We start from the raw sequence: 25,083 nt of genomic DNA, 5'->3' as shown, positions 1-25,083 counted from the left end.
AACAACCGTTTTGGTAACATATCAACCTGCGGCGATCTCAAAACCACAATTCCTCTCTCCCTCAGAGATACTATGCCCAATTCCATCGGCGACAATATTATCTCCATTCTTCCTGGTGACTATCGGGCGTCCGCCGATACGGCCACTCTTTCGACGTTGCTCGGCTCCTGTGTCGCAGCCTGCCTTTATGATCCTGTCAAACGCGTTATCGGCATGAATCACTTTCTGCTGTGCGGCACGCGCAGCTTACCCAACAGCCCCCTGCTGCTCAGCGAATCGGGTCGTTACGGAATCCATGCCATGGAGCTGCTCATCAACGCCATGCTCAAACTCGGAGCTCAGCGACCCAATCTGCGCGCCAAAGTGTTCGGCGGCGCGACCATCATCGCGCCCAAAACCGCCGGCCCCGGTGTCGGCGAACTCAATTGCCGCTTTATCCGCAGCTTTCTCGACAACGAAAAAATCAGCCTCATGGCCGCAGACCTCGGCGGCATCCACGGGCGGGTGATCTATTTCATACCGGATGATTTTTCCGTTCTCGTGCGGCGTATCCCCAAATCCACCGAAGCGGACATCGCCCGCCGTGAGCGGCGGCTGCTGGCGCAGAAACAGAGAGAAAAGCGCAGGGATAAAAGCAAAGACGAGCTGTGGGATTGACGAGACACAAAAAGGGCCTGAAATCTACAAGAGATCTCAGGCCCTTTTAAATTTAAGCTGGTGCCGAAGGGGAGACTCGAACTCCCACGGGCCTACGCCCACTAGACCCTGAACCTAGCGTGTCTACCAATTCCACCACTTCGGCAAAGCGAGGGGATTTATATCAAATGCCCGTAGCGAATGCAACAGAAAAAACCGGCTCAGCTCCTTTTTCAATTTCCCCTTCATATCCCTCATGATATAGTCCGGCGCCATGACCGAGACACCCTTTCATATTGTACTGATCGAGCCCGAAATCCCGCCCAACACCGGCAACATCGCACGCCTGTGCGGCGCTACGGGCACCCTGTTGCATCTTGTGGGCAAGCTTGGCTTCTCCCTGGATGATCGCTACCTCAAGCGCGCAGGCCTTGATTACTGGCCGGCCATCGACGTGCGGCGCTGGGAAAGCTATGCCGATTTGCAGCAGGCGTTTCCCCAGGGGCGCTTCTGGCTCACAACTAAAAAAGCTGCCCGTTCCTACCATGAGGTTTCCTTTCAACCCGGCGACTTTCTGGTGTTCGGCAAGGAAACCCAAGGCCTGCCCGATGAATTGCTCGCCGCCCATCCCGAGCAGTGCATCCGCATCCCGATTTTCTCGCCGCTGGTGCGCAGCCTCAATCTGTCGACGGCGACGGGGATCGTGCTTTATGAAGCCCTGCGCCAGGCGGGGCGACTCGACGAACATTAGCGCCTTATGCATCTCAATCAATTTAGTCAATTCGTCAAGACCGTCCCCTAAGTTTCGCTAAGACCGTCCCCTAAGTTTCGCTTTAATAAAAGGGCCGCCCTGCCGAAGCTGAGCGGCCCATCTTGGCTCGTTTAAAGCGGTCGAATTTTTATTGCATGTCAAACCCTGTCGGCGGATGAATTTGCAGGTTACCGCCGGTCAGATACCCATAAACATCATAAATAACATCGGTCTTGTTGAGGTTCGTAACCTTACCGGTCACAGGATCATATTCGGGATAGACGCCCTCATAGATGGTGATCCGATAAAAATCAGGACACCCGCAATTGGCCACTTCACCCGGCGATCCTTCCGGTGGACAGAGAGCATCGTTAATATCAGGCTGTTTTCCGGCGCGACCCGGCTCGCCGAGGTCTTCAATATGGACCTCAAAGTAATGATAGGTCTCGTTTGGTATCACATGCGCCAAGGAGGGCGGCGCACTGCGGATATTTCGGAAGGTACCCACGCCGTTGAAGTCGATCTGTTTGAACTCGGCGGGACGCGCCGGCAGACAGTTGCCGGGGTCACTGCACTCGATCAGGGTGATTTCCGTACCCGGAGGCGCGCTTGCGGTTCCCGCATGGAAGGTAAAGCTGCCGTCAGGGCCTTTTTGCTGATGATGCGTCCATTGCCCTTTGGGCTGGGGCTGCATGGCCGTATTGGCACCGGCCTGGCCACCGAACTGATAGGTGTTGTACCAGTTGGGATTGCCCGTTGTTTTCACTTCGGCAAAGGTCTCATCCCATTCGCCGTCAGGAGCCTCACCCGAGGTGCTGTGCCCGCCGCCGGTGACACGGCAGGGGCCCACATCTTGTTGTGCAACTAAAAATTTACTGCTACCATCGACTTTAAGAACCAAATCGGTTGCTTGCACAATATATTCATCAAGATTGCCTTCACCTGGCGTTGAAACAAAAAACGCGGTTGTATCTGATTCTATTGGAGGATAATGCTGGGTTCCCTCAAACCTCCAACCTACGATATTTGCAGATGGGTCAATAAATTCAGAGTTGACATAAGTTATATCTCCATAAATCACAGATGCACCCAAGCCTATATTTGTACTCGAATTGAAGCTAAAAACAGATTCTTGACCAGCAATTATTACACCGCTAGCAATAACAACACCATCATCAAAACCATAACCTTGAGAAATATTTGCATTATTTTTTTCATCATAATAAATGTAAAATTGTCCGCCAGGCAATGTTTCAAATATAGCTACTGTTGATGAACCGAGCTCCTCCAAACCAACAACAATTTCTTCAATTTCTGCTACTAATGTAAATTCAAAATCAATACTCAATCCGCTAAGGATTAATGGTTGCCCAGTTTGATCATTTAAATGAGTAAGAAAACTTTGATAGCGAAAAGTTATTACATCCCCAATCTCAAGAGGTCCAGCCACAGGACCTACATTTTCAGCGACGCCACTACCCGAGGAAGCCCAGTCGAAATTCAATACGTTTTCAACCGATTCCCCACCACCATTTAGGGTGCCGACCCAGAAATCATCCGCCCAGGCAGCACTGCCAAATAAGAAAAGCCCAAGAGTACAGATTGACAAAAATTTGTTTATCATACCTTTTCCTCCCTTCGAAAAGCATAAAGAGACCAGACACTTAAGGAACGGCGATTAAAGAAATTCCGTTAATCATTGACAACACCCGACAAAACCTTAAGGAATCGCCTAAACCCAACTACTTAGACCTTTTACTGCTGATTTCGGAAATGTCAATAATTTATTTTGTTAATTACAATCTATCCCATTCCTTTCAAAAACAGTCTCCTTTGCCATTCTGCTGTCAAACTCAAAATTTCTGTCGAAAATCTTTACATCGAACATTTTGAACATATTTTTTTATACCATTTCAACAACTTACAACATGGTTTGGTTTTTATTTAACAATTAGATTAACTTTTTTAATATTATTCCTAAATATTTCCTATCAATTCCCATGAAAAGAGGTGACCATGAAAAAGCTTGCTTTTGCAACTCTCATTTGTCTTTTCCTTATCGGGCATAGCTGGGCGCTGACTTATTCCTTCAGCGGCAGCCATGAAAGTGGAACCGGGTCGGCCGTGATGGAAATCAGCATCATCGGCAATACGCTTTCCCTGGCCCTGCAAAACACCTCTCCGCTCGCTCTCGATGATAATTCGGGGGGGGATAACGCACCAGGCATCGCAGGATTCGGGTTTTTTCTGGAAAACCTCGTTGACTACAGCTCCTGGTCGCTCATAGCTCACACAATCGCAGGGGATCCGGTTCAACTGGGCGGCACTTCGGAAGACCTGGCATTATGGGGCTTGATGGATGGACAGGCCGGCGCCTCCCCAGACTATCACGCAGCGTCCCAGGGTGGCAGTCAATATGCTCTTTACAATCCTCTCCAACGCGACGGATTGGCTGCAAACGCTTACTTCACAACCGCGTATTTTGACATGATTTCACGGACAACATCGCCTTGGCGCCAAATGACCAGTTCATCACCAACGACCATGACCCCACGCACGGCGTCACCTATGTGCGCTTTCAAAACGTCGGCAAAGATGGCGAAGGAAGCCTTAAGTTGTTTGGAATTTTTCAGGAAGAGGACGAAAGCGGCGGCGGCGTGATTCTCGATCCCATCCCCGAACCCAGCACCATCATCTTGCTCGGCGCGCAACTTCTCGGCTTGGGCCTGTGGCATCGCAGAAGAAAAGCTTGATTGTCGGATTTTTTTACAGTGAAATGGCGGGATTTATGTTTTTCCTTGCAAATTTGAGCACTTGAAGATTGGCCGCAATCTTGCACCACTGTTCTGAAATACTTATTCTCACGAGAGAAGAGAGGCATTCTTATGAAAAGTTTTGTTATTGCCGTTTTGGTCGTTCTTTTTTGTGCGGGCCAGAGCTGGGCTCTGACCTTCAACTTCAGCGGCAGCAATGAGGGCGGAACCGGATCCGCCACGATGGAAATCAGCATTATCGGCAACACCCTTTCCCTGGCTCTGAATAACACCTCTCCGACCAGCCTCGATAGCGGTTCGGGAGTAAACGCACCGGGCATCACGGGGTTCGGCTTTTTTCTGGAAGAACTCGTCGCCTACAGCTCCTGGTCTCTGGCAGCTTTCACAGCCACAGGAGATCAGGTTCAGTTGGGCGGCACCTCGCCTGACCCGGGCAATCTGAACTATTGGAATTTAGCAAATAATCAGGCCGGCGTTTCCCTGGATTATCTCGCCGCGTCCCAAAGCGGCCAGTATGCCCTTTACAACCCCGCCCCCGACCAAAGCGGAGGATTTGCAGCCAACCCTTACTTCACCACGGCGTATTTCGAAATGATTTTTGTAGAGGACATCGCCCTGGCGCAAGACCCGCGGCACATCACGAATGATCATGCCCCAAGCGACGGCCTCACCTATGTTCGCTTCCAGAACGTGGGCTTAAACGGCGACGGAAGCCTTAAACTTGTCGGCACCTTTCAGGAAGAAGAAGACGGCGGTGGCGGCGGCGTAATTCTCGACCCCATCCCCGAACCCAGCACCATCGTCCTGCTCGGCGCCGGCCTGCTTGGTCTTGGGCTTTGGCATCGGAAGAGAAAAGCCTGATCGTCGGAGAACTTTACACCACAAAATAAAAGGGGCGGCGTCATTGACGCCGCCCCTTTTATTTTTAAGAAGTCTAATAAAGTCAACTACTTGTAAACAGTAATCGTATCCTCTGAAGCATTTCCAGCAGCGTCGTAGGCCTTGACGCTCACCTCAAAAACACTCGAGCGCTCCTTATGGGTCATCCAGCGCCATGCAAGAGTGTCGGAATTGTTGACAGTCATCAAAGAACCGTTGATATACAGCTCCATTCGAACCACACCCACGTTGTCCGAGGCTGCGGCACGCACCCATTCCTGCTTGTTGAGCTTTGCGCCCGGCAGAGGGTTGCTGATGGCAACCTGCGGGGGCACCAGATCACTCGCCTGCTCGACGTACACCATGATTTCTTGCGAAACGCCGACATTCCCCGAGGTATCAACCGCCTGAGCGTTCAGACGATGCCAACCGGCGGGTACCTGATCGGCATCCCAGGAGAACATATAGGGGGTTCCGGTATCCTGACCGAGGCGATTGCCGTTCACAAAGAATTCCACCCGGTCCACACCCTGGTCGTCCTCAACCTCGGCGACGAGCGTCACCAGGCCCGCCACAGCGGAGCCGTCGGCAGGGGAAGTCAGTGCGACAACCGGCGGCGTTACATCGGTTTCGGCAACAATTTTTTCTGCAAGAGACAGAGAGCCCAGCACGTTGATGCGCCCATGACCGAACATGGGATCGAAGCCGACCGCACCCAAATCATCGGCGCCGGCTTTTAGGATTTCAAGAACCTCAACGTGCGACAGGTCGGGATTGAGTGACCAGATCAATGCGCCGAGCCCAGCGGCGATGGGCGAGGCCAGTGAGGTGCCGCTGCGTGCGCCGTATCCGCCGCCGCGCAGCGTGGTGTAAATGGAGGACCCCGGCGCGGCAATGGTGATCCAGTCGCCGTAATTGGAATAGGACGCCTTGTTGTCGTTCTGGTCCGTGGCCGCAACGGCGATGGCGTTGGGCAAGGCGGCCGGATAGAAGGGATCATCGGTGTTGTTGTTGGCCGCCGCGCAGAACACCAGGGCGCCGCGATTCCAAGCATAGTCGACGGCGTTTTGCAGCGTATACGAGAAACTCGTGCCGGCAATGCTGACGTTAATGACTTTCACGCCACGGTCCACCGCGTAAACAATGGCCGAGGCAATGTTGGAATAGCTCGCCGAATTACTGCTGTTGAGTACCACCAGGGGCATGATGGTGTTTTCCCAGGCCACCCCGGCAATGCCTCGGCTGTTGTTGGTGATAGCGGCGGCGGCCCCGGCCACCGCGGTGCCGTGCCCCTGTACATCGTTGGTGTCGGTGTTGAAATCCAGCCAATTATAGCCGGGCAGCAGTTTGGCACCAAGATCCGGATGGTTGGGATCGACTCCGGAATCAACAATAGCGATGGGGATATCGCTCGAGCCCGTGGTCAGTTGCCAACCGTTCGGGGCGTTGATGCGCGGCAAATGCCATTGGCTTGAATAGGAGGTATCGTTGGGTACCAGGGTTCCTTGCCCGATAAAGTTGGGCTCGACAAACTCAAAGTTCGGATTGCGCGCCAGAGCGGTTCGCACCTTCTCAAGAGCGTGCTCAGGAACACGAATTCGCTTGACCTTGATGCCGGGAATCTCTTCGATCTCTCCTGCTCCTTGGGCCTGGAGAGCAGCACGCACACTTGCGGCGGAAGCCCCTGCTTTTTGTCGAACCAAGAGTTCACCGGAAACAAATCCTTTACCCTGCGCTGCGTCAATGGGTCCACCGACAAGCATCACCCCAAAACACAGGGCAAAGGCAGCAACAATTTTTGTTCGCCATGAAAGCCTTTTCACGATTATCCCTCCGGATTAATTTTGTGGTGAAACAGGTCGCCCGAAGGGTGAGCCCGTTTCTTCGGTAACCCGGCCCTCCTGAAGCCGCATACCCAGGAGCCGTAGGCTTTGTGCCCCCCGGTCACCCGGGGTTTACCCTTTCGAAAACAAGAGACTTAACCGATTGTTATCAGAGAATCAATGAATTACTTAACAACCTCCTTTCCATAATCCAGTTTTGTATGCATAGAGTCTTGGCAACGTCCCCCATCTCTTTGTTTTTATCAATTAAGCAAATCCCATACCTGAATTTAATATTTCGACATTTACTGTCGAAATATTTTACATAAAAGAGAAAAACGACTTTTTAAAAAGCGTCATTTTTTTAAGGCAAGCAATATTTTTTCAGCCTATTTAATATTAAAAACAAACACTTAAAAGCTCTGCCCAGCCAAACAAAACCGTAATCAGGCATGTGTTTTGCAGCCTTACTCGTGTAGTACCTTGCGTCGCCAGAATAATCGCGGGGCCGTCGCCACTTCAAACCTCCGAGTAACCTATGGCTGACTTCGCCTCCAAAGACCTCTGCGAAAAAAAACTGGAGATCCTGCAAGAGATCTCCAGCGCCATTATTCTTTCCGACAACATCAGTGCCATCGCCAACATCATGCTCGACCTGGCCATCAATCATACGGGGGCCGAAAAAGGTTCGCTGATGCTGGCCAACGATCAACAGCAGCTCTCTATCTTCACCTGTCGCGGGCTGGATGAAAATCTGGCGCGCAGCTACCGCGCAGCCATCGGCGAAGGCATCGCCGGCCAAGTGGCCCAGACACGCGAGGCCGTACTGGTTGCCGACATCGCCAGCGATCCGCGCTTTTCCAAGACGCGCGACCGCTACAAAACCCGCTCCTTCGTCTCCTGCCCCATCATCGGTAAAACAAAACTGCTCGGGGTTCTCAACATCAACGACAAGAAAAGTGGCGAACCCTTCACCGAAGAAGAGTTCATCCTTATCCAGATCATCGCCAACCAGGCCGCCATTGCTTTGAAAAACGCCTTTCTCGTCAATCAGCTCAAAGCCAAGGCCGCCGAGCACGAAGAGGTCAATCGCAAACTCATCGAAGCGTCCCTGGCCAAAACCGAATTCCTCACCCGGGTGAGCCACGAATTGCGCACCCCCCTTAACTCGACCAAAGGCGCGGTCTATTACCTGCGCAACTCAGACAAGCTCGACGGCGGCGACTTTCGCGAGTTCATGGATATTCTCACTCTCGAAATCGATAAAATGATACATATCGTTGAGAACCAACTCGATTTCCTGCGCGTTGAAGACGAGTCACGCGTCATGCACCGCACCATCATCAACATCGAACGGGCGCTGCGCGAGACCCTCGAATCCCGATTGCTCAAGGCCAAGTTCAGTCGCAAGGACATCAAGGTTCAGGTTGATTTCGCGGCGGACATTCCCGATGTTGCCGGTGATAAGGTCATGGTGGCGCAATTTTTCATCAATCTTCTCGAAGGCATCCTGCCGCACTTGGAGAGCGGTTGTCACCTGAAATTCACCGGCCGACAAAACAGCCATATTCTGCTGACCATGACCACCGACCGCAAACTTCCCGAGGAAACAGCCGATTACTTTTTCTCCTCGCGCACCATGTTCGATCCTGAGCGCTCCGATGAAAACCTCAAGCTCTATCTGGCGAAGAAATCCGCCGAAGTCCACAACTGGCAATTCGAGGTCGCCAATACCGCCGAAGGGTTTTCCGTAAGCATCCATATTCCCCGAGGCGCTCGCCAGCGTATCGAGGCGGCCGTCAATACAAGCATGGATCTGTTTCTCGATTTCATCTCCGAATTGCTCGCCGTCAACACCTGCTCGATCATGCTCAGCGACGAACTCACTCAGGATCTGATTATCCGCAGCGCCCGAGGACTCGACGCCGATATTATCAAAAAGACCCGCATCCGCGTCGGCGAGCGCATTGCCGGCTGGGTTGCCCACGAAGGCAAACCCCTGCTGGTCAAAGATATCCGTGAAGATCCCCGCTTCGCCGCAAGCCCCCTGGCGGCTCAATACACGACACCCTCTTTCATGTCACTGCCTCTTATAATCGGCGGAAACACCGTCGGGGTCATCAATCTCAACAATAAAAAGTCAGGCGATCCCTTCTCGGAAGCCGACCTTCAGATTGCCTCGGTACTCAGCCAACGCATTGCCCACCTAATCGAGACCTTACACGAAGACGGTCATACCGAAGAAGATCTGCGCCGCATTATCGCCTCTTTTGACAACCTGGTCGGCGCCGAGAAAAAATCCATGGGGAAAAATCTCCGCCGGCAAGAGCTGATGGGTCAGCTGCTCGACAAAATCGGCATCGGAGAAGAACAGCGAAGTGTGGGGCTTTATCTGTCCCTGGTCTATGACCTCGGATTGATGCTCATCGATGACAGCGTATTGGGAAAAACCAAGAAGCTCTCCGCCTCTGAAGTCAGTACCCTGCGCATCCATCCCCACGCCAGCGTCGATCTGCTCAAAGATATTGAATACGCGCAGGAGGTGCGTACCGCCATTCTGCACCATCACGAATGGTATGACGGCAGCGGTTATCCCGAAGGGCTCAAAGGCGAGAGAATCCCACTGTTCTCGCGTGTTCTCGCCATCATCGACGCCTGGTGCGCCATGACCGAAGATCGTCCTTACCGAAAAAAGATGTCTGAAGAAAAAGCTCTGGAGGAACTACGCAGAAAGGCAGGCAGCCAGTTTGATCCAGCCTTGGTGGAGGTCTTTGCAGAGGTGGTTGAACCGTAGGGGCTACGCATGCGTCGCCTCGGGCAAGGCAAGGGCGAGGCATGCGTCGCCCCTACGGGATGCATCGCGTCATTTCCCCGCAGCACCCTGCAAATTATGTTTTTTCAGCAGGTCATAAAGAGTCGGACGACTCACGCCGAGGATATCGCTGGTCTTGGCGATATTGCCGCCCTCGCGATTCAGAGTGCTCAACACCATGTCTCGCTCCACCAGGTCCCGCGCATCCTTGAGAGTCATTCCCTCAAAATTGAGCTCACCCAGTCGCACCGCTCCCCCCTCGCCTATGCCCAGATTCAGATCGCCCGGTTCAATCTGGCCTTTCTCGGCCATGATAACCGCACGTTTGATCTTGTTCTCCAATTCCCGCACGTTTCCCGGCCATTCGTAAGAGCGCAAGGCTTTTTGAGCCTCACCGCTGAAGCTCTTAACCGGCCGACCATACTCTTCGGCGTAGCGATGCAGAAAAAGACTGGATAGCAGCAAAATGTCCTCGCCCCTTTCGCGCAGGGGCGGCAGATTGATGGTAATCACGCCGATGCGGTAGAACAAATCCTCGCGGAACTCGCCTTGGGCAATAGCCTGATCCATATCGATATTGGTCGCGGCAACGATGCGCGCATCAACCTCTATGGTGTCGCGACCGCCGACCCTCTGAATGGTGTGATCCTGCAGAAAACGCAGCAGTTTCACCTGCAATAGCGGCGGCATTTCCCCAATTTCATCAAGAAAAAGCGTTCCCTTATGGGCGAATTCCACCTTGCCCTGAATGCGTGCCTGCGCTCCGGTGAAGGCGCCTTTTTCGTGGCCAAACAATTCGGATTCCAGAAGATTTTCCGGAATCGCCCCGCAATTGATCGGGACAAATGGTCCCTCTTGCCGCAGGCTTTCCCCGTGAATGGCCTTAGCCACCAGTTCCTTGCCCGTGCCGCTTTCACCCAGCACCAGTACCGGCACGTCGGCCGAAGCCACCTTGCGGATGGTGGTGAACACCTGCTGCATCTGCAAACACTGACCGAACAACCCGGCCATGACCGGCAACCCATGCACGGCGGATTTCTGCAGGCGGCGATTTTCCTCTTCAAGTTCGGCCAGATGAAAAGCGCGGCGCAAAATGACCTTGATTTCAGCCAGCTCGATGGGTTTCTGGTAAAAATCGTAAGCGCCGATCTCGATGGCTTTCAACGCGTTTTGGCGCTCCTCGTTGCCGGTGACCATGATCACCTTGGTACGAAAATTCTCTTTGAGAATTTCCCCCAGGCAACGCAGCCCTTCCGTCGCTCCATCGGCATCAGGCGGCAACCCCAGATCAAGAGTCAACACCCGCGGCCGATGCTTACGAAACAGCCCCAGCCCCTCCTCGACATCACCTGCAAGAAAAACCTGGTAGTCCTTACCCAGGCCCCATTTGAGCTGCTTGCGAATTTCTTCGCTGTCATCAATAATCAGTAACTTTTCCATTATTTTTCACCGCTGAGAGCGCAAAGAACGCTGAGCAAACCTGAGTTTAAAAATTATTTACCAAACGACGTATGCCTTGCTTGAGCATAGTGACGTTAAAGTTGATCAATAAGCCAATTTTACACCCTGACAACTTCAAATATGAGAGAATCTGAGCCTGATGGATAGGCAAAATAGCATCAACGGATTTCAACTCGACGACAACCTCACGATTTACTAGGATATCGATTCGGTAACCACATTCAAGATTTACCCCACGATAAAAGACAGGCAACTCTTTTTGCACCTCTACAAAAAGCCCTTCTGCCAAAAGCTCATGAACAAAACATTTTTCATATGTGGATTCCAAAAGGCCAGGACCTAATTCCTGATGCACTTTAATTGCGCACCCAATAATCTTTTCCGTAATATTTTCCATAAAAAATCAGTTTCCCCCTCCAGGTTTTTCTCCGCGTACTCAGCGCTCTCCGCGGTGAAAAAAATTCAAAACATTACAGTAAACTCCGTACCCTCACCCTCCGCGCTACGCACTTCGATTCGTCCGCCGTGGGCTTCGACGATGTGCTTGCATTGATAGAGGCCGATGCCGAAACCTTTTTTCTTCGTGGTCTCGAAAGGTTTGAAAAGGCGGGTGCGGATGAATTCCTCGCTCATGCCGCAGCCTTCGTCGCGCACGCGGATGCAGGCCTGGTCGTCGCCGACTTCGACCCATACGGGTTGGTTTTTGCCGCCGGCTTCAATGGCGTTCAGGACCAGATTGAGCACCACCTTCTGGATCTCTTCGGCATCGATATCGGCTTCGACACCGTTGCCGCTCACCCTGACATTCGATAAGCTCAGGCTGCCCAGCGCCTCATCCACGACTTGGCGTAGATTGCATTTGCGCCGCTCCAACAGGGGTTTTTCCTGCAAGGTGCGTAGATGCTGAATCAGTCCCTTCATCTTGCCCACGGTGCCGCGCAGGGTATCGAGCATGTCGACCTGGAACTCCGGATCATCCAGATAGTTTTCGGCGTTATCCACCACCATTCCCAGGTTCGACACCAGGTTTTTCAGATCGTGCATGACAAAAGCCGAAACGCGGCCCATAAGTTCCATTTCGCGAGCAGCTGAAAGTTCCGCGGACAGGCGCAGGTTCAGGATGGCAGCCGTCGATTGGCGAGCCAGAACTTTCATCAGGTCATAGTCTTCATAGGTCAGCACTTCGTCCGGATTTATTCGCCCCTCCAATGCAATAAATCCCTCCAGACGATGTTCGGACAACAGGGGGACAAGAAAGGCCAAACCAGAATCGATCAGAGGCGAAGTCACCCCCTCAAGGCGGATTTCGCCCAAAGCGACGATCCAGTCACCTTCTCTCAGCCGCTCAATCACCGGCCCATCCCCTGCAACCTTTTCACGCCAGGCGGCACGTTCAAAAAACCCGACAAGATCGAAAAAGCGCCCTTCATCGTCCGTCAGAAACAGGCTTGCCCCGCGAAACCCAAAGGTTGCACAGTAAAAACCCAATATGGCCTGGTGCAATTCGCGCGCGTCACGCGGTTGGGTCAAGCACTGAGTAAAATCCAACCATTGCTGCCGATAGTCGAATTTGCTGCGATAGAAATGCTTGTGCAGAAAAACGCGGATCTTGCGCCGGGCCTTCTCCGAAAGCAGGATAGCCAAAACCGCTACGCTGCCGATCAGAGTGACCGTAATGAAAAAGTTGCGCTGGGTAGATTCGCCGAAGTAGCGCAGTCCCTCGCCCAGCAGAGCGATAACGAGAAAATAAACACCGATGATAAACACGACCACCGAGCGATAGGCCATGTCGGGTGAAAGGCGAAGGCTAGGTGCCTCGCCGCGCCGCAAACGCGAATAAGCAATGAATCCAATGGCGGAGATGAATAAAACCGCCCGCGCCGGCGCAAGACTCATGTCGATGGAACGATACAGCAGGCTCTGGCTGTAGTAGACGAGGAAAAAGGCGATAACCAGGCCGGCGCCGATGATTTCGTACTTGATCTTCCAGCGCTCGGGCCGCGGCGAACTCATCAGAGTCACTTCGAGATTGACCAGAGCAACGATCAGAAAAAGCAAAATGCCGATAAAAAAGTAATAACCCGGATTACCCAGAAACAGGATCAATTCATCGCCGAAATCGGGAGAATAGAAAAAGTCGCCCACCGGCAGCAACAAAACCGGCAGCGGCATGAATGCCGCTGCCGCCAGCACAACGCGCTGCAACCAGGAGATATTGCGCCAGCCCGGCAGACGCCCGAATTTCAGGGTATACAGAAGCCAGGTAAAGGGCAGCAGGGACTCAGCCAGCAATCCCCAACGCTTATAGCTTTCAAGATTTTGCGGATCACGCAGGGCGAGCAGGTCGATGACTTCAACAGTCAGCGCCACGCAAAGAGCAGCGATCAAGGCGATGATCGCTGCTGAGGGCTTGCGCCGCAGCAGCAGACCGAAAAGAATCAGCGCAACGGTGATGGAAGCAATGACGAGAAGAAGATGGGACATCACTCGGGCAGATAATCATCCAGCAGGGGCACGAAATCCGCCATGAACGTTTCCATGGTGGCGACCGTATCCTCCAAGGTGGTGCGCACCGGTGCCGAAAGGCGAATAAACGCAGCATCATTGCGCCGGTATTTTAGTGAATTGAACACCATCTGAGCTTTAAGCAGATACTCGTTGGTGATGGTGGCATCCTTCATCTGATACCAGTAAAGAAAAACCTCGTGAAAGGAATCCTTCTCATAGACCGCCTGCACTAGATGGATGGGCCGCTGCCCTTCGATCTCAAAAGTGCGCGTCGTATGACTTGTCGGCACCCAGCCGCTGCCGGGCAGACAATGTCGAGGCGAATGGATCTGGGCGCCTTCGCGCTGAGTTTCATAATAGCCGATGTAGACATTGACCGATTCGTTGTCGCGGCGGTAGTCGCGCATCAGATAATTGGTGACGCGCAGTTGCTCCAAAACTCCCGGACTCAGCGAGAAATCAGCGGCCCGCCAATCCTCTATATGCATGGGAAAGGTGGCCAGATCCTGCTTGATCGGCACCCGGTCGTGAAAGGGGCGCGCCTGCACGTAAAGCGCAAAACCCAAAACAAGCAAACCCACCAGCAACAAACGCTTACCCATTGCGTGACCTCCCGATCCAACTCAATATCCCGGCGGCCCCAACCAGCATCGCCATGGCCAGGACAAACACCGCCAAGCCGGCGAATTCGTGAAAAAATCCCTGCGCCACCTCGGGGCCGAAACGGCTGGCGAGCACCCCGGTTCCGACCACGCGCACGCCATTGGCGAAAATCGCCATGGGGATAGCCAGAGCCACCAGGACGATGCGCTTCCACATGGGCTTGAAAAACATGTAGGCCATGGCCGTCGCCAAGGCCAGCAGCGAAATGATCGAACGAATGCCACTGCAGGCATCGGCCACTTCCAGCGAGGTGTTGGTCAGATGGATGATATTCCCCTCGCGCATCACTGCGATGCCGAGAAACTTTATGATCTCCACTGAATAGTTGGTAATCATCATGCGCAGGGGAAAAGCGACGCTGTCATAAAGAATGTAGGGCAGCGGAACCATGAACACCAGAAACCCCAGGGGAAATGCAAGCTCTCGAAAAATCGACCAACCGCAGGCAAAGAGCAAAGCGCCGCTCAAAACCACGAGCATGGACATGCGGATCGTAAAGGACTCCCCCGCCACGCTGCCCACCAGGAACATGGCCAGCCCGCCCAGGGCGACCAGCAAACCAAACAGCGAGCGGCGCGGGGTCATTTCCAGCAGGTGCTCACGCTTCATCCACAGGAAATAGCCCGAAATCAGCGGCACCAGAAAACCGTGGGAATAGTTGGGATCGATGCTCCAGTCGTTAACCATGGAAGCAATGGCATGGTGATACAGCAACCCAAAAGCCACCGTAAACAAACCTGCCCCTACCAATGTCGTCAAATCAATACGTCGAGCAATTGTCATGAAATTCTTGTCCGTTGTCAGTTGTTGAAAACCTTCAAACCCAAAGTATTCTTTACCGCTGAGAACGCCGAGGACACAGAGAAAATCCTTGAGATTTTTTCTTGCTTCTCTCTAGGCCCATTCTCTGCGATCTTCGCGTCCTCTGCGGTGAATTAAACTTGATTTGTAAGCTGTCCTTGGTCAGTTGTAGAAAACCTTCAAACCCAAAGCATTCTTTACCGCTGAGAACGCCGAGGACACAGAGAAAATCCTTGAGATTTTTTCTTGCTTCTCTCTAGGCCCATTCTCTGCGATCTTCGCGTCCTCTGCGGTGAATTAAACTTGATTTGTAAGCTGTCCTTGGTCAGTTGTAGAAAACCTTCAAACCCAAAGTATTCTTTACCGCTGAGACCGCCGAGGACACAGAGAAAATCCTTGAGATTTTTTCTTGCTTCTCTCTAGGCCCATTCTCTGCACTCTTCGCGTCCTCTGCGGTGAATTAAACCTGATTTGTAAGCTGTCCTTGGTCAGTTGTAGAAAACCTTCAAACCCAAAGCATTCTTTACCGCTGAGAACGCCGAGGACACAGAGAAAATCCTTGAGATTTTTTCTTGCTTCTCTCTAGGCCATTCTCTGCACTCTTCGCGTCCTCTGCGGTGAATTAAACCTGATTTGTAAGCTGTCCTTGGTCAGTTGTAGAAANAAACCTTCAAACCCAAAGCATTCTTTACCGCTGAGAACGCCGAGGACACAGAGAAAATCCTTGAGATTTTTTCTTGCTTCTCTCTAGGCCCATTCTCTGCGATCTTCGCGTCCTCTGCGGTGAATTAAACTTGATTTGTAAGCTGTCCTTGGTCAGTTGTAGAAACCTTCAAACCCAAAGCATTCTTTACCGCTGAGAACGCCGAGGACACAGAGAAAATCCTTGAGATTTTTCCATGCTTCTCTCTAGGCCATTCTCTGCGCTCTTCGCGTCCTCTGCGGTGAGTCGCCCTTGATCTCAAAACCTGTCCCTGGTGGTTGTCATTATTCGCCCACCTCACTCACCCCTGCCTTCTGCCCCAAAGGGCCGGTACAGGGGGTCGCCCACCATGACCATCTTCCATGAAAGCCAGGGAAGACTCATCATATAACATTCGGCCAGAGAATAGGAGCCCTCCACAAGCAGTCCGAAAAATATTTCCGGTACCGGATAAGCCTGCACGTAGGGCTCGCCAACGGGGCCGATAGTGACGGCCACCCCTTCATCGAGCATGCGCTTGCACCAGTATTGGCCGCGCCGCAGCGACTGGCACTCCTGACTGGCGATGTGGTAGCCGACAGCACCCCGCGTCCAGGTGAAGGCGTCCACATAACGTGCCAGACTGTACCAGCCCGCGTAAAGAGCCGCATCGGGGGCCTCTCCCGGCTGAAACAACTTCTGGGTATCTTCGACAATGACCGGCATCTGCGTTTTTTGGCGGACCCATCCGGCGGCCAGATGCAGGGATTGGTCATAAAAGGCATAACCGCTGGCGTTGTCACTTTGCGGCTTGGGCCAGCGTGCATCGAAATAGGCCTTGCCCGAAAGCCCGTGTTCCTCGGCATAGAGCGTATCGTCGATGACGCGCCGCACGATGTCTTGAGTCGCACCATCCAGGCGACTCACTGCCAGCACCTCGTCCCGGCCGACGGGCATCTCGGCTTGCTTGCTGCGGTTACCGTAGAAATAGGGATTGGGAAGCATGCCCGCCAAGGGATAGTCGCCGGCCATGACCAGGGAAAGCTCCGAGTCGACCGAAGCCGAAGACCAACCGGGGCTGAACCCCTTTAATGCCTCATCGATGACCTTGATCTGCCCCGTAATGGTGCGCTCGCGGACTTTAGGATCCTCTGTGGCTTCCTCATCCGTCAACTCTTGCAAAGCGCGCCGTTCCGCGCGCAGATCCTCACGCGCCTGTTCAAGCTGCGCTTTTTCCCGTTCCTGCTCGCGGGTAAGCACTGGTGCGGAAACTCGCAGGGGCATACCCCACATAAGCACAACGGCGCCCACCGGTTGTGCGGCGCCGCGTTTTTCCAGGAATTTGCGCACCGGCTTGGCGATTTCACTGTCGTAATGCCGACGACTAACCGTTTCTTTATCCGTAGTGCGCACACGGATCAGGTTCTCTGCGGGAATACCACGCTGCTCCATGTAATAACGCGCCAGCGGCACACTGCCTTCGACGAACCGATTGGCGACAACCACAACCTCCGCAGGAGCCAGGGCGTGGGCGGTCAAAGGAAAAAGCAGAACGAAAAGCAGCAAAAAAAACCTTGGCATATATCTCCTTCGTCCCCGTAGGGGCGACGCATGCTGCGCCCTGGTTAGTCAGTCAGCAATTCCAAAGACACATCAAGCGCGCGGGCAATGGCAGACAGGGTTTCTATGGTACCTTGACGTTTGCCGGACTCGATCTGGGAGAGATACGGCTTGCTGATACCAACCCTGTCGGCGAGTTCCTGCTGAGTCAAGCCACGATTCTCACGCCAGAGCTTGATGGGCGATTCACCCTCAAGCTCGCGCCGGAGAATTTCGGCGGGGACAAGCTGTTCGCGGCCGGCGACATAATTTTCGTGAAATTCAGCAACGCCCTGTGCATCCACCTTATCTTCCATGTGCGCAAGCATACGAAGGTAGTCTTCATAGGGAATGACCGCGTATTCCGGCTTACCGTTTTTTTCGATAATCTGTGCTTTCATTGATACACATCTCCCCGTGATGCGATACGCACGACGGCAATCAACAACGCCTCTTCCTGCACGAGATATACGACTCTCCAATCGCCGACCCTGAGCCGATACCCCGGATGTTGGGTCAATTTGCGAACATTATTGTTCGCAGCGAAAGGATCAACCGCCAAAGCCTCGATCTTTTCAAAGATAAGTTTGGCCGAATTGCGCGGCATGGCTTTCAGCGCCTTTCGCGCCGGCTTCGAATACTCAACGGTAAACATATGCAATGTTAGCAGAAAGCAAACCGGAATTCAATGAAGGGCTCCCGTTATAAGGTGCACCCACGGGGCAGGTGATCCAAAAAATCGCGTGAACCTGATTCGGCATCACGACAAATTCATCCAATTCGACGTAGGGGCGACGCATGCGTCGCCCTGGTTTGCGTACCCGATCAGGCCGGACTGATCGACCCAAGATCGGGCGACGCATGCGTCGCCCCTACGGGGTCAAATCCGCGCTGGATGATTGGTGTCCAATTCCCATTTTGCCGGATTGTCGGCGATATATTGCCGCACTGCGTGCAAATCACGTTCGTCTCGAATAACGTGTTCGTAATAATTGCGTTGCCAGACCGGGCACCCGACGTCATCGCGCATTGCGTTGATGCGTTTGGTGGCGGCGGATTTGAATGAACCGACAATGGCCCCAACGGAACGACGTTTCGGCCCGGGTCGCCGTAGGGGCGACGCATGCGTCGCCCTGGTTAACGCGCCCGTTTCGGCTGGATTGATCGACCCAAGATCGGGCGACGCATGCGTCGCCCCTACGGGGGAATTGTCATTCACAATCCAAAATACCCCATGTATGTGATTCGGCATGATGATGAATTCATCTAATTCGACATGCGGGAAATGTTGTGGAATGGCGGTCCAGCAATCCCGCACCACCATCCCCAATTCGTTCAACCTTACCAACCCATCGACCACATCGCCAAACAAACATTCGCGCCGCCAAGCGCATGCAGTCACGAAATACGCCCCGCCATCGTCATAATTAAAATCGCGCAACCGGATCGACCGACGATTGTGAACGTCGGGGTTGTACATAATTCCCCCCCTCCCGCAAACAAAACGAAATCAAAACCAATCCGACGTAGGGGCGACGCATGCGTCGCCCTGGTTTGCATACCCGATTCGGTCGAATTAATTGATCGACCCAAGATCGGGCGACGCATGCATCGCCCCTACGGGCGTGCAACCTTCGACACCACGTAGCGGAATTTGCCCGAGGCCTCGCGGGGAATGTCGGTCATGTGTTCCACGCTCACCCGCACGTCCTCACCCATGCGTTTGTGGAAACCGGCGACAATGCGGGCATCACCGTCGGCGGGGTACATCTCGTTGGTCGTGAGCAGCACCCGCACCTCATCCACCGCTTCCTGCACAATCTTGAACTGCTCGACGCCGCTGATATCACGCACCACGTAAATAACCGACAGGGCGTGCTGCCAGCGGCCGTCGGGAGTCACGATAAAATCCGTGGTGCGACCCTGGATTTTCTGCATGGTCGCAAGCCCTCGCCCGCAAGCGCAGCCGGCGGGTCCGGGTTGCGCCACATCGCCGGTGCGGTAGCGGATAAAAGGCATGCCCCAGTTGTCCAGGTGGGTCAAGACGATTTCGCCGTCCTCGCCCTCTTCCACGGTGCGGTCATCCTGCAAAAACTCGACGACGAAATTAGGGTCCAGGAGGTGATGGCGACCTTCACGGCATTGATGGCTGACAAATCCGCCCTCGCGGCTGCCGTAACCATCCACCACCGGAATTGCGCCGAATCCCTGCGATATCGCCTCGCGCTGATGGTCGTAGAGCACTTCGGCGGTAGAAAACACCACCTGTACGCCAAGTGCTTTGAGATCCACATTCTGTTGTGCGGCCATGTCGGCAAACAGGGCAATGGTGCTGGGATATCCGAAAACGCTCTTGGGCCGGAACTTTTCAAACGAAGCGTAAATTTCAGGAACCTTCTGCGCCGAAATCTCAAAAGCGCTGATCAGCAACTCATTGGTCAAGCGGTCGCGCAGATCCTTCATGCGATCCTGCTTTTTCACCTCCAGAGGCGATCCCCACAGATAAAGTTCCGGATCGCCGACATCGCAGCCCCACCAGCGATGCGTCAGCATACGCGCCGCTTTGTCCATGGCCTGGCGCCGCCGATCGAAATAAAAAATCAGCGGCTCACCCGATGAGCCCCCCGTATTGTACCGATACAGCCCGCCGGGGCAAGCCGCCCAGGTCATTTTATCGAGATTACGTTTGATCTCGGCTTTCGACAAGGGCGGTATCTTTTTAAAATCATTCAGATCCTGCATACGCGCGGGATCAAAACCGGCTGCAGAAAAACGCTCGGCGTAAAAGGGAATGTTGGCCTGGGCATGCAACAGCAGATCGCGCAGCTTGCGAAAACGCAAATCCTCCAGCTGGTTCGGACTCAGCCACTGTTGCTGTTCCAACTCCTCAAGATAGGCAAAGGTTTTGCGGCCGAAGACCTTCTCATGCAAAGGATAAATTATTTTTTTGACCAGCAATGGGTGCATGGATGGCGTCCTTTAAATCTACGAACCGTAAACCTCAATGGGACACGGATCAAGTCTGATATAAGCGGATAAAACGACACCGTCGTCCGCGCCGAGAAAATCACTGCCGCTTCATCATAACCCGCAACAGCAAGGATTTCACGCACTCAAGCGTCCCGGCAGCGACACCGGCAGAGTTTCTGGCCATGCAGTAAATAACCCCCCCCATGGAACATAGATTTTCAGGATAAACGCGGATTTCATGACTGGAATCCGGCCAAGTCTCAAATCCCGATAAAAAGAAAATCAATCGCACCGATGATTTCGTTTCTTTGGCCTTTTACGGAACCGGCAGGTTTTCCCAGAGATGCAATGGGGATAGCGGCCAGAAGATGCGTCAGCAAGACATAATCAACACCGCCGACGGAAATCCGAGGATTGACAGTTTTCATCGCAGGCCCCAGATTTTCCGGTAACACAAGGGGCGCGACCACCCGTGTCGATAGTTGCTCCAGCATGTCATCCTGAAGAACCAGAAGTAAATCAACGCCACCGCCCCTCGCCTCATAGACATCGAACTGTGCCATCAGAACTGCCTCAGACCGTCACTCCACAGACCGTTCTCAGCAACAAACCGATTCGCCGCATCCATGGCATCCCGGTTCTGCTCCAACCAGGTCTGCCGATCCTGCTCCTTCAGCAGTGTCTCAAGACTCTCCTCAAGGGTGCGCGACAGATTGATGTTCCGGGCTTTTGCCTGCCGCAAAAGATCGCTCCTGATACTCAAATTCGTCGCCTGTTTCTTCGCGGGTCTCGTCATCATCACCTCCTATGCGCACCTCATGCGCATATCGTAACGCCGCAGCAGGCTGGGGTCAAGGTTGTGATTCGCCTCAAGGTTTTGCTCTACGCGACATTGCAATCAGAGGCAGTGTATCCCTCTTGATGCATTAAATTTTCTCTTGTTTTTGCCTTTTCAAAAAGGCAGTAATGAAACATCCGGGCACGGCACGCCGTGCCCCTACGGCCGCGTCGGGTGGGTTTTATCTACCGGCAAACCGTGATTGACCAGGGCGACCCAGCGGGTCGCCCCTACATCCAATGCATTTCCGGCGCTCCCCGTAGGGGCGCACCGATGTGCGCCCTGTCCCCGTCATGCACCCCGTTTCGGGATTTCACCCCGAATTCTTAACCATTTTACGCCACAGGCCCAGCATCACCAACCCCCACAGGGGGGTGGCATTATCATGCCGGTTCGACTGATGCCTTTCCCATAAATCCGAGACATAATTCATATCGAACAGCTCTGCCAGATCCGCAGCACGTCCGAACAACGCCTCATGCGCCTTGTCCTTAAGGCCGCCGCGCAGCCATGCGGCCAGCGGCACGCAGAAGCCCTGCTTCTTGCGATAAAGGATGTCTTGGGAAAGGCGTGACTCGTTCATCTTCTTAAAAATGTATTTGCCTTCACTGCCGCGCAATTTCAGATTTGAAGGCAGGCGCGCGGCGTATTCCATCACTTTGTGATCCAGTATCGGTGCGCGTACCTCCAGGGAGTGGGCCATGCTCATGCGGTCAACTTTAACCAGAATATCCTCAGGCAGATAAGATTTGATATCGACATACTGCACGCGGCTGGTCACATCGGGGTTGCGGTTACGCGCAAAAGGCTGCGCCATGAAACCTTCAGCCCCGCCCCGCATCCGCTCGGCTATGTCCGGCTTCAGCAGGCGAGCCTTGGCCTCGGGCTTGAAGTAAAAAGACATATCGCGAAAATACGCCTGTTCGACCGGCAGCGACAGATTGGTCATGAACGATTTCAACCGCAGCGGCCGCGGCAGAGAATCGACCTGGGGATAAACCTTTGCCAGCGGACCCAGTAGGCCCCTGCGAGCGAAGCCCGGCAGCCGCCTGCGCCACTGGTCCTCGAAAAGGTTCATGGAGTAGCGCTGCACATAGCCGGCAAACGTCTCATCGCCGCCGTCGCCGGAAAGAGCCACCGTTACCTGCTGCCGCGCCATCTGCGAGACATACCAGGTGGGAATCGCCGACGAATCGGCGAAGGGTTCGTCAAAATGCCACACCAGCTTGTCCAGGATCCCAAGGGCATCGGGCTCTACGACAAACTCCTTATGAGCCGTATGGTAGCGTTCGGCAACCACGCGGGCATATTCAAGCTCATTGAATCTCTTTTCGGCAAAGCCGATGGCCGCCGTGCGCACCGGATCATTCGTCATCCCCGCCATCGCCGCAACCACAGCGGAAGAATCCNGCAGCTCTTCCACCGCACGCTCTTCGGAGATCGATTCGCCGCCATGGCTCATATCGAGATCCCAGTACGGCCGGATCTCCAGACGGTCTCCCGCGCACACGGCCAGGTGGGCCGGAGGCAGTTTGCGGATGGCCGAAAAGATCGACAGCGGCGAAGGCACATAACCAAAGCTCAAGTAGGCATCCAGCGCCTGCAGATCCATCTCCCGAGGGATCGAATCATCCGCCAGCAGCGCCTTCATCTCCGAGCCGAACACAAGACGACGGCCGTCAAAATGGTAATACAACGGTTTCTTACCCAATCGGTCGCGAACCAGAATCAGCTTACGCTCACGGCTGTCCCACAGAGCGATGGCAAACATGCCGCGCAAACGCTCAACAAATCCAAGACCCCACTCACGATAACCGTGCAGGAGGGTTTCTGTGTCACTGTGGGTGCGGAAAACATGTCCCCGGGCCTCCAATTCACTGCGGAGTTCAAGGAAATTGTAGATTTCCCCGTTGAACACCACCTGCACATCGCCCTCGGGCGTCGCCATCGGCTGATCGCCGGTATGCAGGTCGATGATGGAAAGGCGCCGATGCCCCAGGCCGATATTTCCATCCACGAACAAGCCGCTGCCGTCGGGACCGCGATGGATCAGAGTGTCGTTCATGCGCCGCAGCAAATCGCCGTCGACGGGACGCTGGTCAAGATTATATATACCGCTGATTCCGCACATTAAAAGAAGACCTTATTCGTCATTGTAGGGGCGACCCGTTGGGTCGCCCTGTTTCCGTCATTCAACCCATTTCCGAAAATTGACCTGGCCATACATTTCCCGTAAAATAGCCGTATCAATTCAATAAAAGGAGTTTACCGATGGCAACCCGCAAACTCACCATTCGGTTACCGGAAGAAGACATTGAATTTGCCAAAAAATACGCGTCTAAACACGGAATTACCATGACCGAGTTGATTGATCGCTACCTCAAACAATTACGCAGAGGGCCCGAAGGGGGTATACATCCTGATATTCTGCGTTTCAGCGGCATTGTCCCCGAAGAAATCGATACGAGCAAAGAATATCATGAGGCCATGAAGGATAAGCATCAATGAGACTCCTGCTTGATCTCAATATTTTTCTTGATGTTGTCCAGAAAAGGCAGCCCCACTATGAAGCTTCTGCCAGAATTCTCGATTTCGCGTTGAAAAAAAACTGCGGCTGCATCGCGGCGCATGCCCTGACCACCCTTCACTACCTCGTTCAAAAATACTCTGGTAAACAACAGAGCGATGAATTGATCGACTGGCTGCTACAGAATTTTTCAGTCATACCGGCCGACAAGGCAATTTTTCTCCGCGCCAGGAATTTACAGTTCTCCGACTTTGAGGATGCGGTCATCTGCGCATCAGCAGAAAAGAAAGCCTGTGATTTTATCATCACCCGCAACAGCAAGGATTTCTCAGGTTCAACAATCCCCGCTCTGACACCCGGTGAATTTTTTGCCCTATAGAGCAGGGCGACGCATGCGTCGCCCCTACATTCGATGCATTGCCGGCATTTCCCGTAGGGGCGCAGCATGCTGCGCCCTGCCCTCGCCGTCTATTTCGTCCCCAGGTGGAATCACCGGTTTCCGTACCAAGGTTGTTCCAAATTCACCCGGGTATCGTTTTTGACCAGTCTCTTTGACAATGGCCGGGAGTTCAAGTAAATTTACAATCTAACTGAAACCAAGGGATTTCAAGAAGATGAACAGGCACATTGATTGGCTTCGCCAAGCCGAAAACGATCTTTTATGGGCTGAGCATAGCTTAAACGGAAAATTCTATGCTCAAACGTGCTTTATCGCCCAGCAGGCCAGCGAAAAAGCACTCAAAGCCTACTGCTTTCATAAAGGCTTCGATACTGTTCGGACGCATTCCCTTTTCCAAATCGTCAAAAGTCTCGGCGAAAATGGAGACCTGGAAAAAAATTGCCGTGAACTCGATCTCTATTATATCTCCGCACGATACCCCGATGCTTTCCCCTCTGGGGCTCCTTTTGAAATCCTGACCGAGGAGCAAGCTCAGCGGGCCCTGAAATCTGCTCACGAAATTTTCAGTGCCATTCGAAAGCGACTGCAGAATGATGACGAAAATTCTTGATCAGAGTCGCCCCGCCAAAAGCATCCTCGATTATTCCAAGCAGGAAATTGAAGATTTTCTCCGCGAAAAGCTCATCCATCATGAAGTTAAAGAGGCTTATATCTTCGGTTCGTATGCCCTAAACAAGCTGACTGTGTGGTCCGACCTTGATCTGCTGATCGTGACAGAAAGCCAGCAATCGTTCATTGAACGGCCACGCCGGTTTTTCGATCTTCTGGATCTCGGCATTCCTATTGACATCCTTGTCTACACGCCTGAGGAGTTCCAACAATTACGGCACAGCGGTTCGGCGTTCTGGAGAAGTTTTCAAGAAAACCATCTGGAGATTTTGTGACTTAGCCTCTATTTT

25 protein-coding genes, 1 tRNA gene and 1 riboswitch are annotated in these 25,083 nt (G+C 53.3%); of the genes, 10 read left to right on the top strand and 16 right to left on the bottom strand.

Going from position 1 to position 25,083, the window contains the following annotated elements; all coding sequences use genetic code 11:
* Positions 1–72: 72 nt before the first annotated feature.
* The gene (locus GFER_RS16300) at positions 73–657 is read left to right on the top strand and encodes a hypothetical protein (RefSeq protein ID WP_040101080.1); all 585 of its coding nucleotides are present in this window, start codon (positions 73–75) and stop codon (positions 655–657) included.
* 58 nt (positions 658–715) lie between these two features.
* On the opposite strand, the gene GFER_RS16295 is transcribed toward GFER_RS16300, so the two are convergent.
* Positions 716–802: transfer RNA gene (locus GFER_RS16295), tRNA-Leu, on the bottom strand.
* A gap of 108 nt (positions 803–910) precedes the next feature.
* On the opposite strand from GFER_RS16295, the gene GFER_RS16290 reads away from it, so the two are divergent.
* Complete coding sequence (locus GFER_RS16290; RefSeq protein WP_040101079.1) at positions 911–1,387, top strand: tRNA (cytidine(34)-2'-O)-methyltransferase; 477 nt, start codon at positions 911–913, stop codon at positions 1,385–1,387.
* A 148-nt stretch (positions 1,388–1,535) separates the two neighbouring features.
* Here the strand turns inward: GFER_RS16290 and GFER_RS18795 are convergent, their stop codons facing one another.
* Positions 1,536–3,011, bottom strand: coding sequence for a hypothetical protein (locus GFER_RS18795; RefSeq protein WP_139172198.1), 1,476 nt, complete (start codon positions 3,009–3,011; stop codon positions 1,536–1,538).
* A 392-nt stretch (positions 3,012–3,403) separates the two neighbouring features.
* Between GFER_RS18795 and GFER_RS19250 the strand changes: the two genes are divergently transcribed.
* From GFER_RS19250 to GFER_RS16275, 3 genes are all read left to right on the top strand, one after another.
* Positions 3,404–4,048, top strand: coding sequence for a hypothetical protein (locus GFER_RS19250; protein WP_200889359.1), 645 nt, complete (start codon positions 3,404–3,406; stop codon positions 4,046–4,048).
* Positions 4,003–4,140, top strand: coding sequence for a PEP-CTERM sorting domain-containing protein (locus GFER_RS19245; RefSeq protein WP_200889358.1), 138 nt, complete (start codon positions 4,003–4,005; stop codon positions 4,138–4,140). Before GFER_RS19250 ends, GFER_RS19245 begins: the two co-directional genes overlap by 46 nt.
* Before the next feature lie 132 nt (positions 4,141–4,272).
* Positions 4,273–5,022, top strand: a complete 750-nt coding sequence (locus GFER_RS16275; RefSeq protein ID WP_040101076.1) for a PEP-CTERM sorting domain-containing protein — start codon at positions 4,273–4,275, stop codon at positions 5,020–5,022.
* Positions 5,023–5,108: 86 nt separating this feature from the next.
* Here GFER_RS16275 and GFER_RS16270 read toward each other — a convergent pair whose 3' ends face one another.
* The gene (locus tag GFER_RS16270; RefSeq protein WP_200889357.1) at positions 5,109–6,863 is read right to left on the bottom strand and encodes a S8 family serine peptidase; all 1,755 of its coding nucleotides are present in this window, start codon (positions 6,861–6,863) and stop codon (positions 5,109–5,111) included.
* A 60-nt stretch (positions 6,864–6,923) separates the two neighbouring features.
* A riboswitch (cyclic di-GMP riboswitch) is annotated at positions 6,924–7,010 on the bottom strand.
* Positions 7,011–7,401: 391 nt separating this feature from the next.
* Between GFER_RS16270 and GFER_RS16265 the strand changes: the two genes are divergently transcribed.
* A complete protein-coding gene (locus tag GFER_RS16265) occupies positions 7,402–9,657 on the top strand; it encodes a GAF domain-containing protein (RefSeq protein WP_040101073.1) in 2,256 nt (751 codons plus the stop codon).
* A gap of 69 nt (positions 9,658–9,726) precedes the next feature.
* Here GFER_RS16265 and prsR read toward each other — a convergent pair whose 3' ends face one another.
* The 13 genes from prsR to GFER_RS16200 form a co-directional block, all read right to left on the bottom strand.
* Positions 9,727–11,115 carry a PEP-CTERM-box response regulator transcription factor gene (prsR, locus tag GFER_RS16260; RefSeq protein WP_040101072.1) on the bottom strand — a complete coding sequence of 463 codons (1,389 nt, stop codon included), beginning with the start codon at positions 11,113–11,115 and terminating at the stop codon, positions 9,727–9,729.
* A 46-nt stretch (positions 11,116–11,161) separates the two neighbouring features.
* A complete protein-coding gene (locus GFER_RS16255) occupies positions 11,162–11,533 on the bottom strand; it encodes a GxxExxY protein (protein WP_040101071.1) in 372 nt (123 codons plus the stop codon).
* Between the two features lie 65 nt (positions 11,534–11,598).
* A complete protein-coding gene (gene prsK, locus GFER_RS16250) occupies positions 11,599–13,620 on the bottom strand; it encodes an XrtA/PEP-CTERM system histidine kinase PrsK (protein ID WP_040101070.1) in 2,022 nt (673 codons plus the stop codon).
* On the bottom strand, positions 13,620–14,246 hold the full coding sequence (locus GFER_RS16245) for an exosortase C-terminal domain/associated protein EpsI (RefSeq protein WP_040101069.1): 627 nt from the start codon (positions 14,244–14,246) through the stop codon (positions 13,620–13,622). The genes prsK and GFER_RS16245 overlap by 1 nt, the downstream gene beginning before the upstream one ends.
* Positions 14,239–15,090: an exosortase A gene (gene xrtA / locus GFER_RS16240; protein WP_040101068.1), complete on the bottom strand. Its 852-nt coding sequence runs from the start codon at positions 15,088–15,090 to the stop codon at positions 14,239–14,241. The genes GFER_RS16245 and xrtA overlap by 8 nt, the downstream gene beginning before the upstream one ends.
* A 1,018-nt stretch (positions 15,091–16,108) precedes the next feature.
* Positions 16,109–17,371: a TIGR03790 family protein gene (locus tag GFER_RS16235; protein ID WP_040101066.1), complete on the bottom strand. Its 1,263-nt coding sequence runs from the start codon at positions 17,369–17,371 to the stop codon at positions 16,109–16,111.
* 44 nt (positions 17,372–17,415) lie between these two features.
* Positions 17,416–17,790 carry a helix-turn-helix domain-containing protein gene (locus tag GFER_RS16230; protein WP_040101065.1) on the bottom strand — a complete coding sequence of 125 codons (375 nt, stop codon included), beginning with the start codon at positions 17,788–17,790 and terminating at the stop codon, positions 17,416–17,418.
* Complete coding sequence (locus GFER_RS16225) at positions 17,787–18,044, bottom strand: type II toxin-antitoxin system RelE family toxin (protein WP_040101064.1); 258 nt, start codon at positions 18,042–18,044, stop codon at positions 17,787–17,789. The genes GFER_RS16230 and GFER_RS16225 overlap by 4 nt, the downstream gene beginning before the upstream one ends.
* Positions 18,045–18,269: 225 nt before the next feature.
* Positions 18,270–18,869, bottom strand: a complete 600-nt coding sequence (locus tag GFER_RS16220) for a transposase (protein WP_235264114.1) — start codon at positions 18,867–18,869, stop codon at positions 18,270–18,272.
* Between the two features lie 137 nt (positions 18,870–19,006).
* Positions 19,007–20,356, bottom strand: coding sequence for a phenylacetate--CoA ligase family protein (locus tag GFER_RS16215; protein WP_040101062.1), 1,350 nt, complete (start codon positions 20,354–20,356; stop codon positions 19,007–19,009).
* 263 nt (positions 20,357–20,619) lie between these two features.
* Positions 20,620–20,922 (bottom strand): CcdB family protein, encoded by a 303-nt coding sequence (locus GFER_RS16210; protein WP_040101060.1) that lies wholly within the window; start codon positions 20,920–20,922, stop codon positions 20,620–20,622.
* A complete protein-coding gene (locus GFER_RS16205) occupies positions 20,922–21,155 on the bottom strand; it encodes a type II toxin-antitoxin system CcdA family antitoxin (RefSeq protein WP_040101059.1) in 234 nt (77 codons plus the stop codon). Before GFER_RS16205 ends, GFER_RS16210 begins: the two co-directional genes overlap by 1 nt.
* 355 nt (positions 21,156–21,510) lie before the next feature.
* Positions 21,511–23,262, bottom strand: coding sequence for an asparagine synthetase B family protein (locus tag GFER_RS16200; RefSeq protein WP_459542346.1), 1,752 nt, complete (start codon positions 23,260–23,262; stop codon positions 21,511–21,513).
* Positions 23,263–23,468: 206 nt separating this feature from the next.
* Between GFER_RS16200 and GFER_RS16195 the strand changes: the two genes are divergently transcribed.
* The 4 genes from GFER_RS16195 to GFER_RS16180 all read left to right on the top strand — a co-directional run bounded on the left by GFER_RS16195 (position 23,469) and on the right by GFER_RS16180 (position 25,068).
* Positions 23,469–23,705 (top strand): DUF6364 family protein, encoded by a 237-nt coding sequence (locus tag GFER_RS16195; protein WP_040101057.1) that lies wholly within the window; start codon positions 23,469–23,471, stop codon positions 23,703–23,705.
* Positions 23,702–24,103, top strand: coding sequence for a type II toxin-antitoxin system VapC family toxin (locus tag GFER_RS16190; protein WP_040101056.1), 402 nt, complete (start codon positions 23,702–23,704; stop codon positions 24,101–24,103). The genes GFER_RS16195 and GFER_RS16190 overlap by 4 nt, the downstream gene beginning before the upstream one ends.
* A 235-nt stretch (positions 24,104–24,338) precedes the next feature.
* Entirely contained in the window at positions 24,339–24,734 is a 396-nt protein-coding gene (locus GFER_RS16185) for a HEPN domain-containing protein (protein ID WP_040101055.1), read from the top strand.
* The gene (locus GFER_RS16180; protein ID WP_040101053.1) at positions 24,715–25,068 is read left to right on the top strand and encodes a nucleotidyltransferase domain-containing protein; all 354 of its coding nucleotides are present in this window, start codon (positions 24,715–24,717) and stop codon (positions 25,066–25,068) included. Before GFER_RS16185 ends, GFER_RS16180 begins: the two co-directional genes overlap by 20 nt.
* Positions 25,069–25,083: the final 15 nt, after the last annotated feature.

Source organism: Geoalkalibacter ferrihydriticus DSM 17813 (assembly GCF_000820505.1).
Classification (GTDB): Bacteria; Desulfobacterota; Desulfuromonadia; order Desulfuromonadales; family Geoalkalibacteraceae; genus Geoalkalibacter; species Geoalkalibacter ferrihydriticus.
This window is presented reverse-complemented; position numbering and strand designations above follow the sequence as displayed.

Coding starts and splice junctions, on each gene's coding strand:
- GFER_RS16300 (WP_040101080.1), top strand. CDS start 73: ATGCCCAATTCCATCGGCGACAATATTATCTCCATTCTTCCTGGTGAC.
- GFER_RS16290 (WP_040101079.1), top strand. CDS start 911: ATGACCGAGACACCCTTTCATATTGTACTGATCGAGCCCGAAATCCCG.
- GFER_RS18795 (WP_139172198.1), bottom strand. CDS start 3,011: ATGATAAACAAATTTTTGTCAATCTGTACTCTTGGGCTTTTCTTATTT.
- GFER_RS19250 (WP_200889359.1), top strand. CDS start 3,404: ATGAAAAAGCTTGCTTTTGCAACTCTCATTTGTCTTTTCCTTATCGGG.
- GFER_RS16275 (WP_040101076.1), top strand. CDS start 4,273: ATGAAAAGTTTTGTTATTGCCGTTTTGGTCGTTCTTTTTTGTGCGGGC.
- GFER_RS16265 (WP_040101073.1), top strand. CDS start 7,402: ATGGCTGACTTCGCCTCCAAAGACCTCTGCGAAAAAAAACTGGAGATC.
- prsR (WP_040101072.1), bottom strand. CDS start 11,115: ATGGAAAAGTTACTGATTATTGATGACAGCGAAGAAATTCGCAAGCAG.
- GFER_RS16255 (WP_040101071.1), bottom strand. CDS start 11,533: ATGGAAAATATTACGGAAAAGATTATTGGGTGCGCAATTAAAGTGCAT.
- prsK (WP_040101070.1), bottom strand. CDS start 13,620: ATGTCCCATCTTCTTCTCGTCATTGCTTCCATCACCGTTGCGCTGATT.
- GFER_RS16245 (WP_040101069.1), bottom strand. CDS start 14,246: ATGGGTAAGCGTTTGTTGCTGGTGGGTTTGCTTGTTTTGGGTTTTGCG.
- xrtA (WP_040101068.1), bottom strand. CDS start 15,090: ATGACAATTGCTCGACGTATTGATTTGACGACATTGGTAGGGGCAGGT.
- GFER_RS16235 (WP_040101066.1), bottom strand. CDS start 17,371: ATGCCAAGGTTTTTTTTGCTGCTTTTCGTTCTGCTTTTTCCTTTGACC.
- GFER_RS16230 (WP_040101065.1), bottom strand. CDS start 17,790: ATGAAAGCACAGATTATCGAAAAAAACGGTAAGCCGGAATACGCGGTC.
- GFER_RS16225 (WP_040101064.1), bottom strand. CDS start 18,044: ATGTTTACCGTTGAGTATTCGAAGCCGGCGCGAAAGGCGCTGAAAGCC.
- GFER_RS16220 (WP_235264114.1), bottom strand. CDS start 18,869: ATGTACAACCCCGACGTTCACAATCGTCGGTCGATCCGGTTGCGCGAT.
- GFER_RS16215 (WP_040101062.1), bottom strand. CDS start 20,356: ATGCACCCATTGCTGGTCAAAAAAATAATTTATCCTTTGCATGAGAAG.
- GFER_RS16210 (WP_040101060.1), bottom strand. CDS start 20,922: ATGGCACAGTTCGATGTCTATGAGGCGAGGGGCGGTGGCGTTGATTTA.
- GFER_RS16205 (WP_040101059.1), bottom strand. CDS start 21,155: ATGACGAGACCCGCGAAGAAACAGGCGACGAATTTGAGTATCAGGAGC.
- GFER_RS16195 (WP_040101057.1), top strand. CDS start 23,469: ATGGCAACCCGCAAACTCACCATTCGGTTACCGGAAGAAGACATTGAA.
- GFER_RS16190 (WP_040101056.1), top strand. CDS start 23,702: ATGAGACTCCTGCTTGATCTCAATATTTTTCTTGATGTTGTCCAGAAA.
- GFER_RS16185 (WP_040101055.1), top strand. CDS start 24,339: ATGAACAGGCACATTGATTGGCTTCGCCAAGCCGAAAACGATCTTTTA.
- GFER_RS16180 (WP_040101053.1), top strand. CDS start 24,715: ATGATGACGAAAATTCTTGATCAGAGTCGCCCCGCCAAAAGCATCCTC.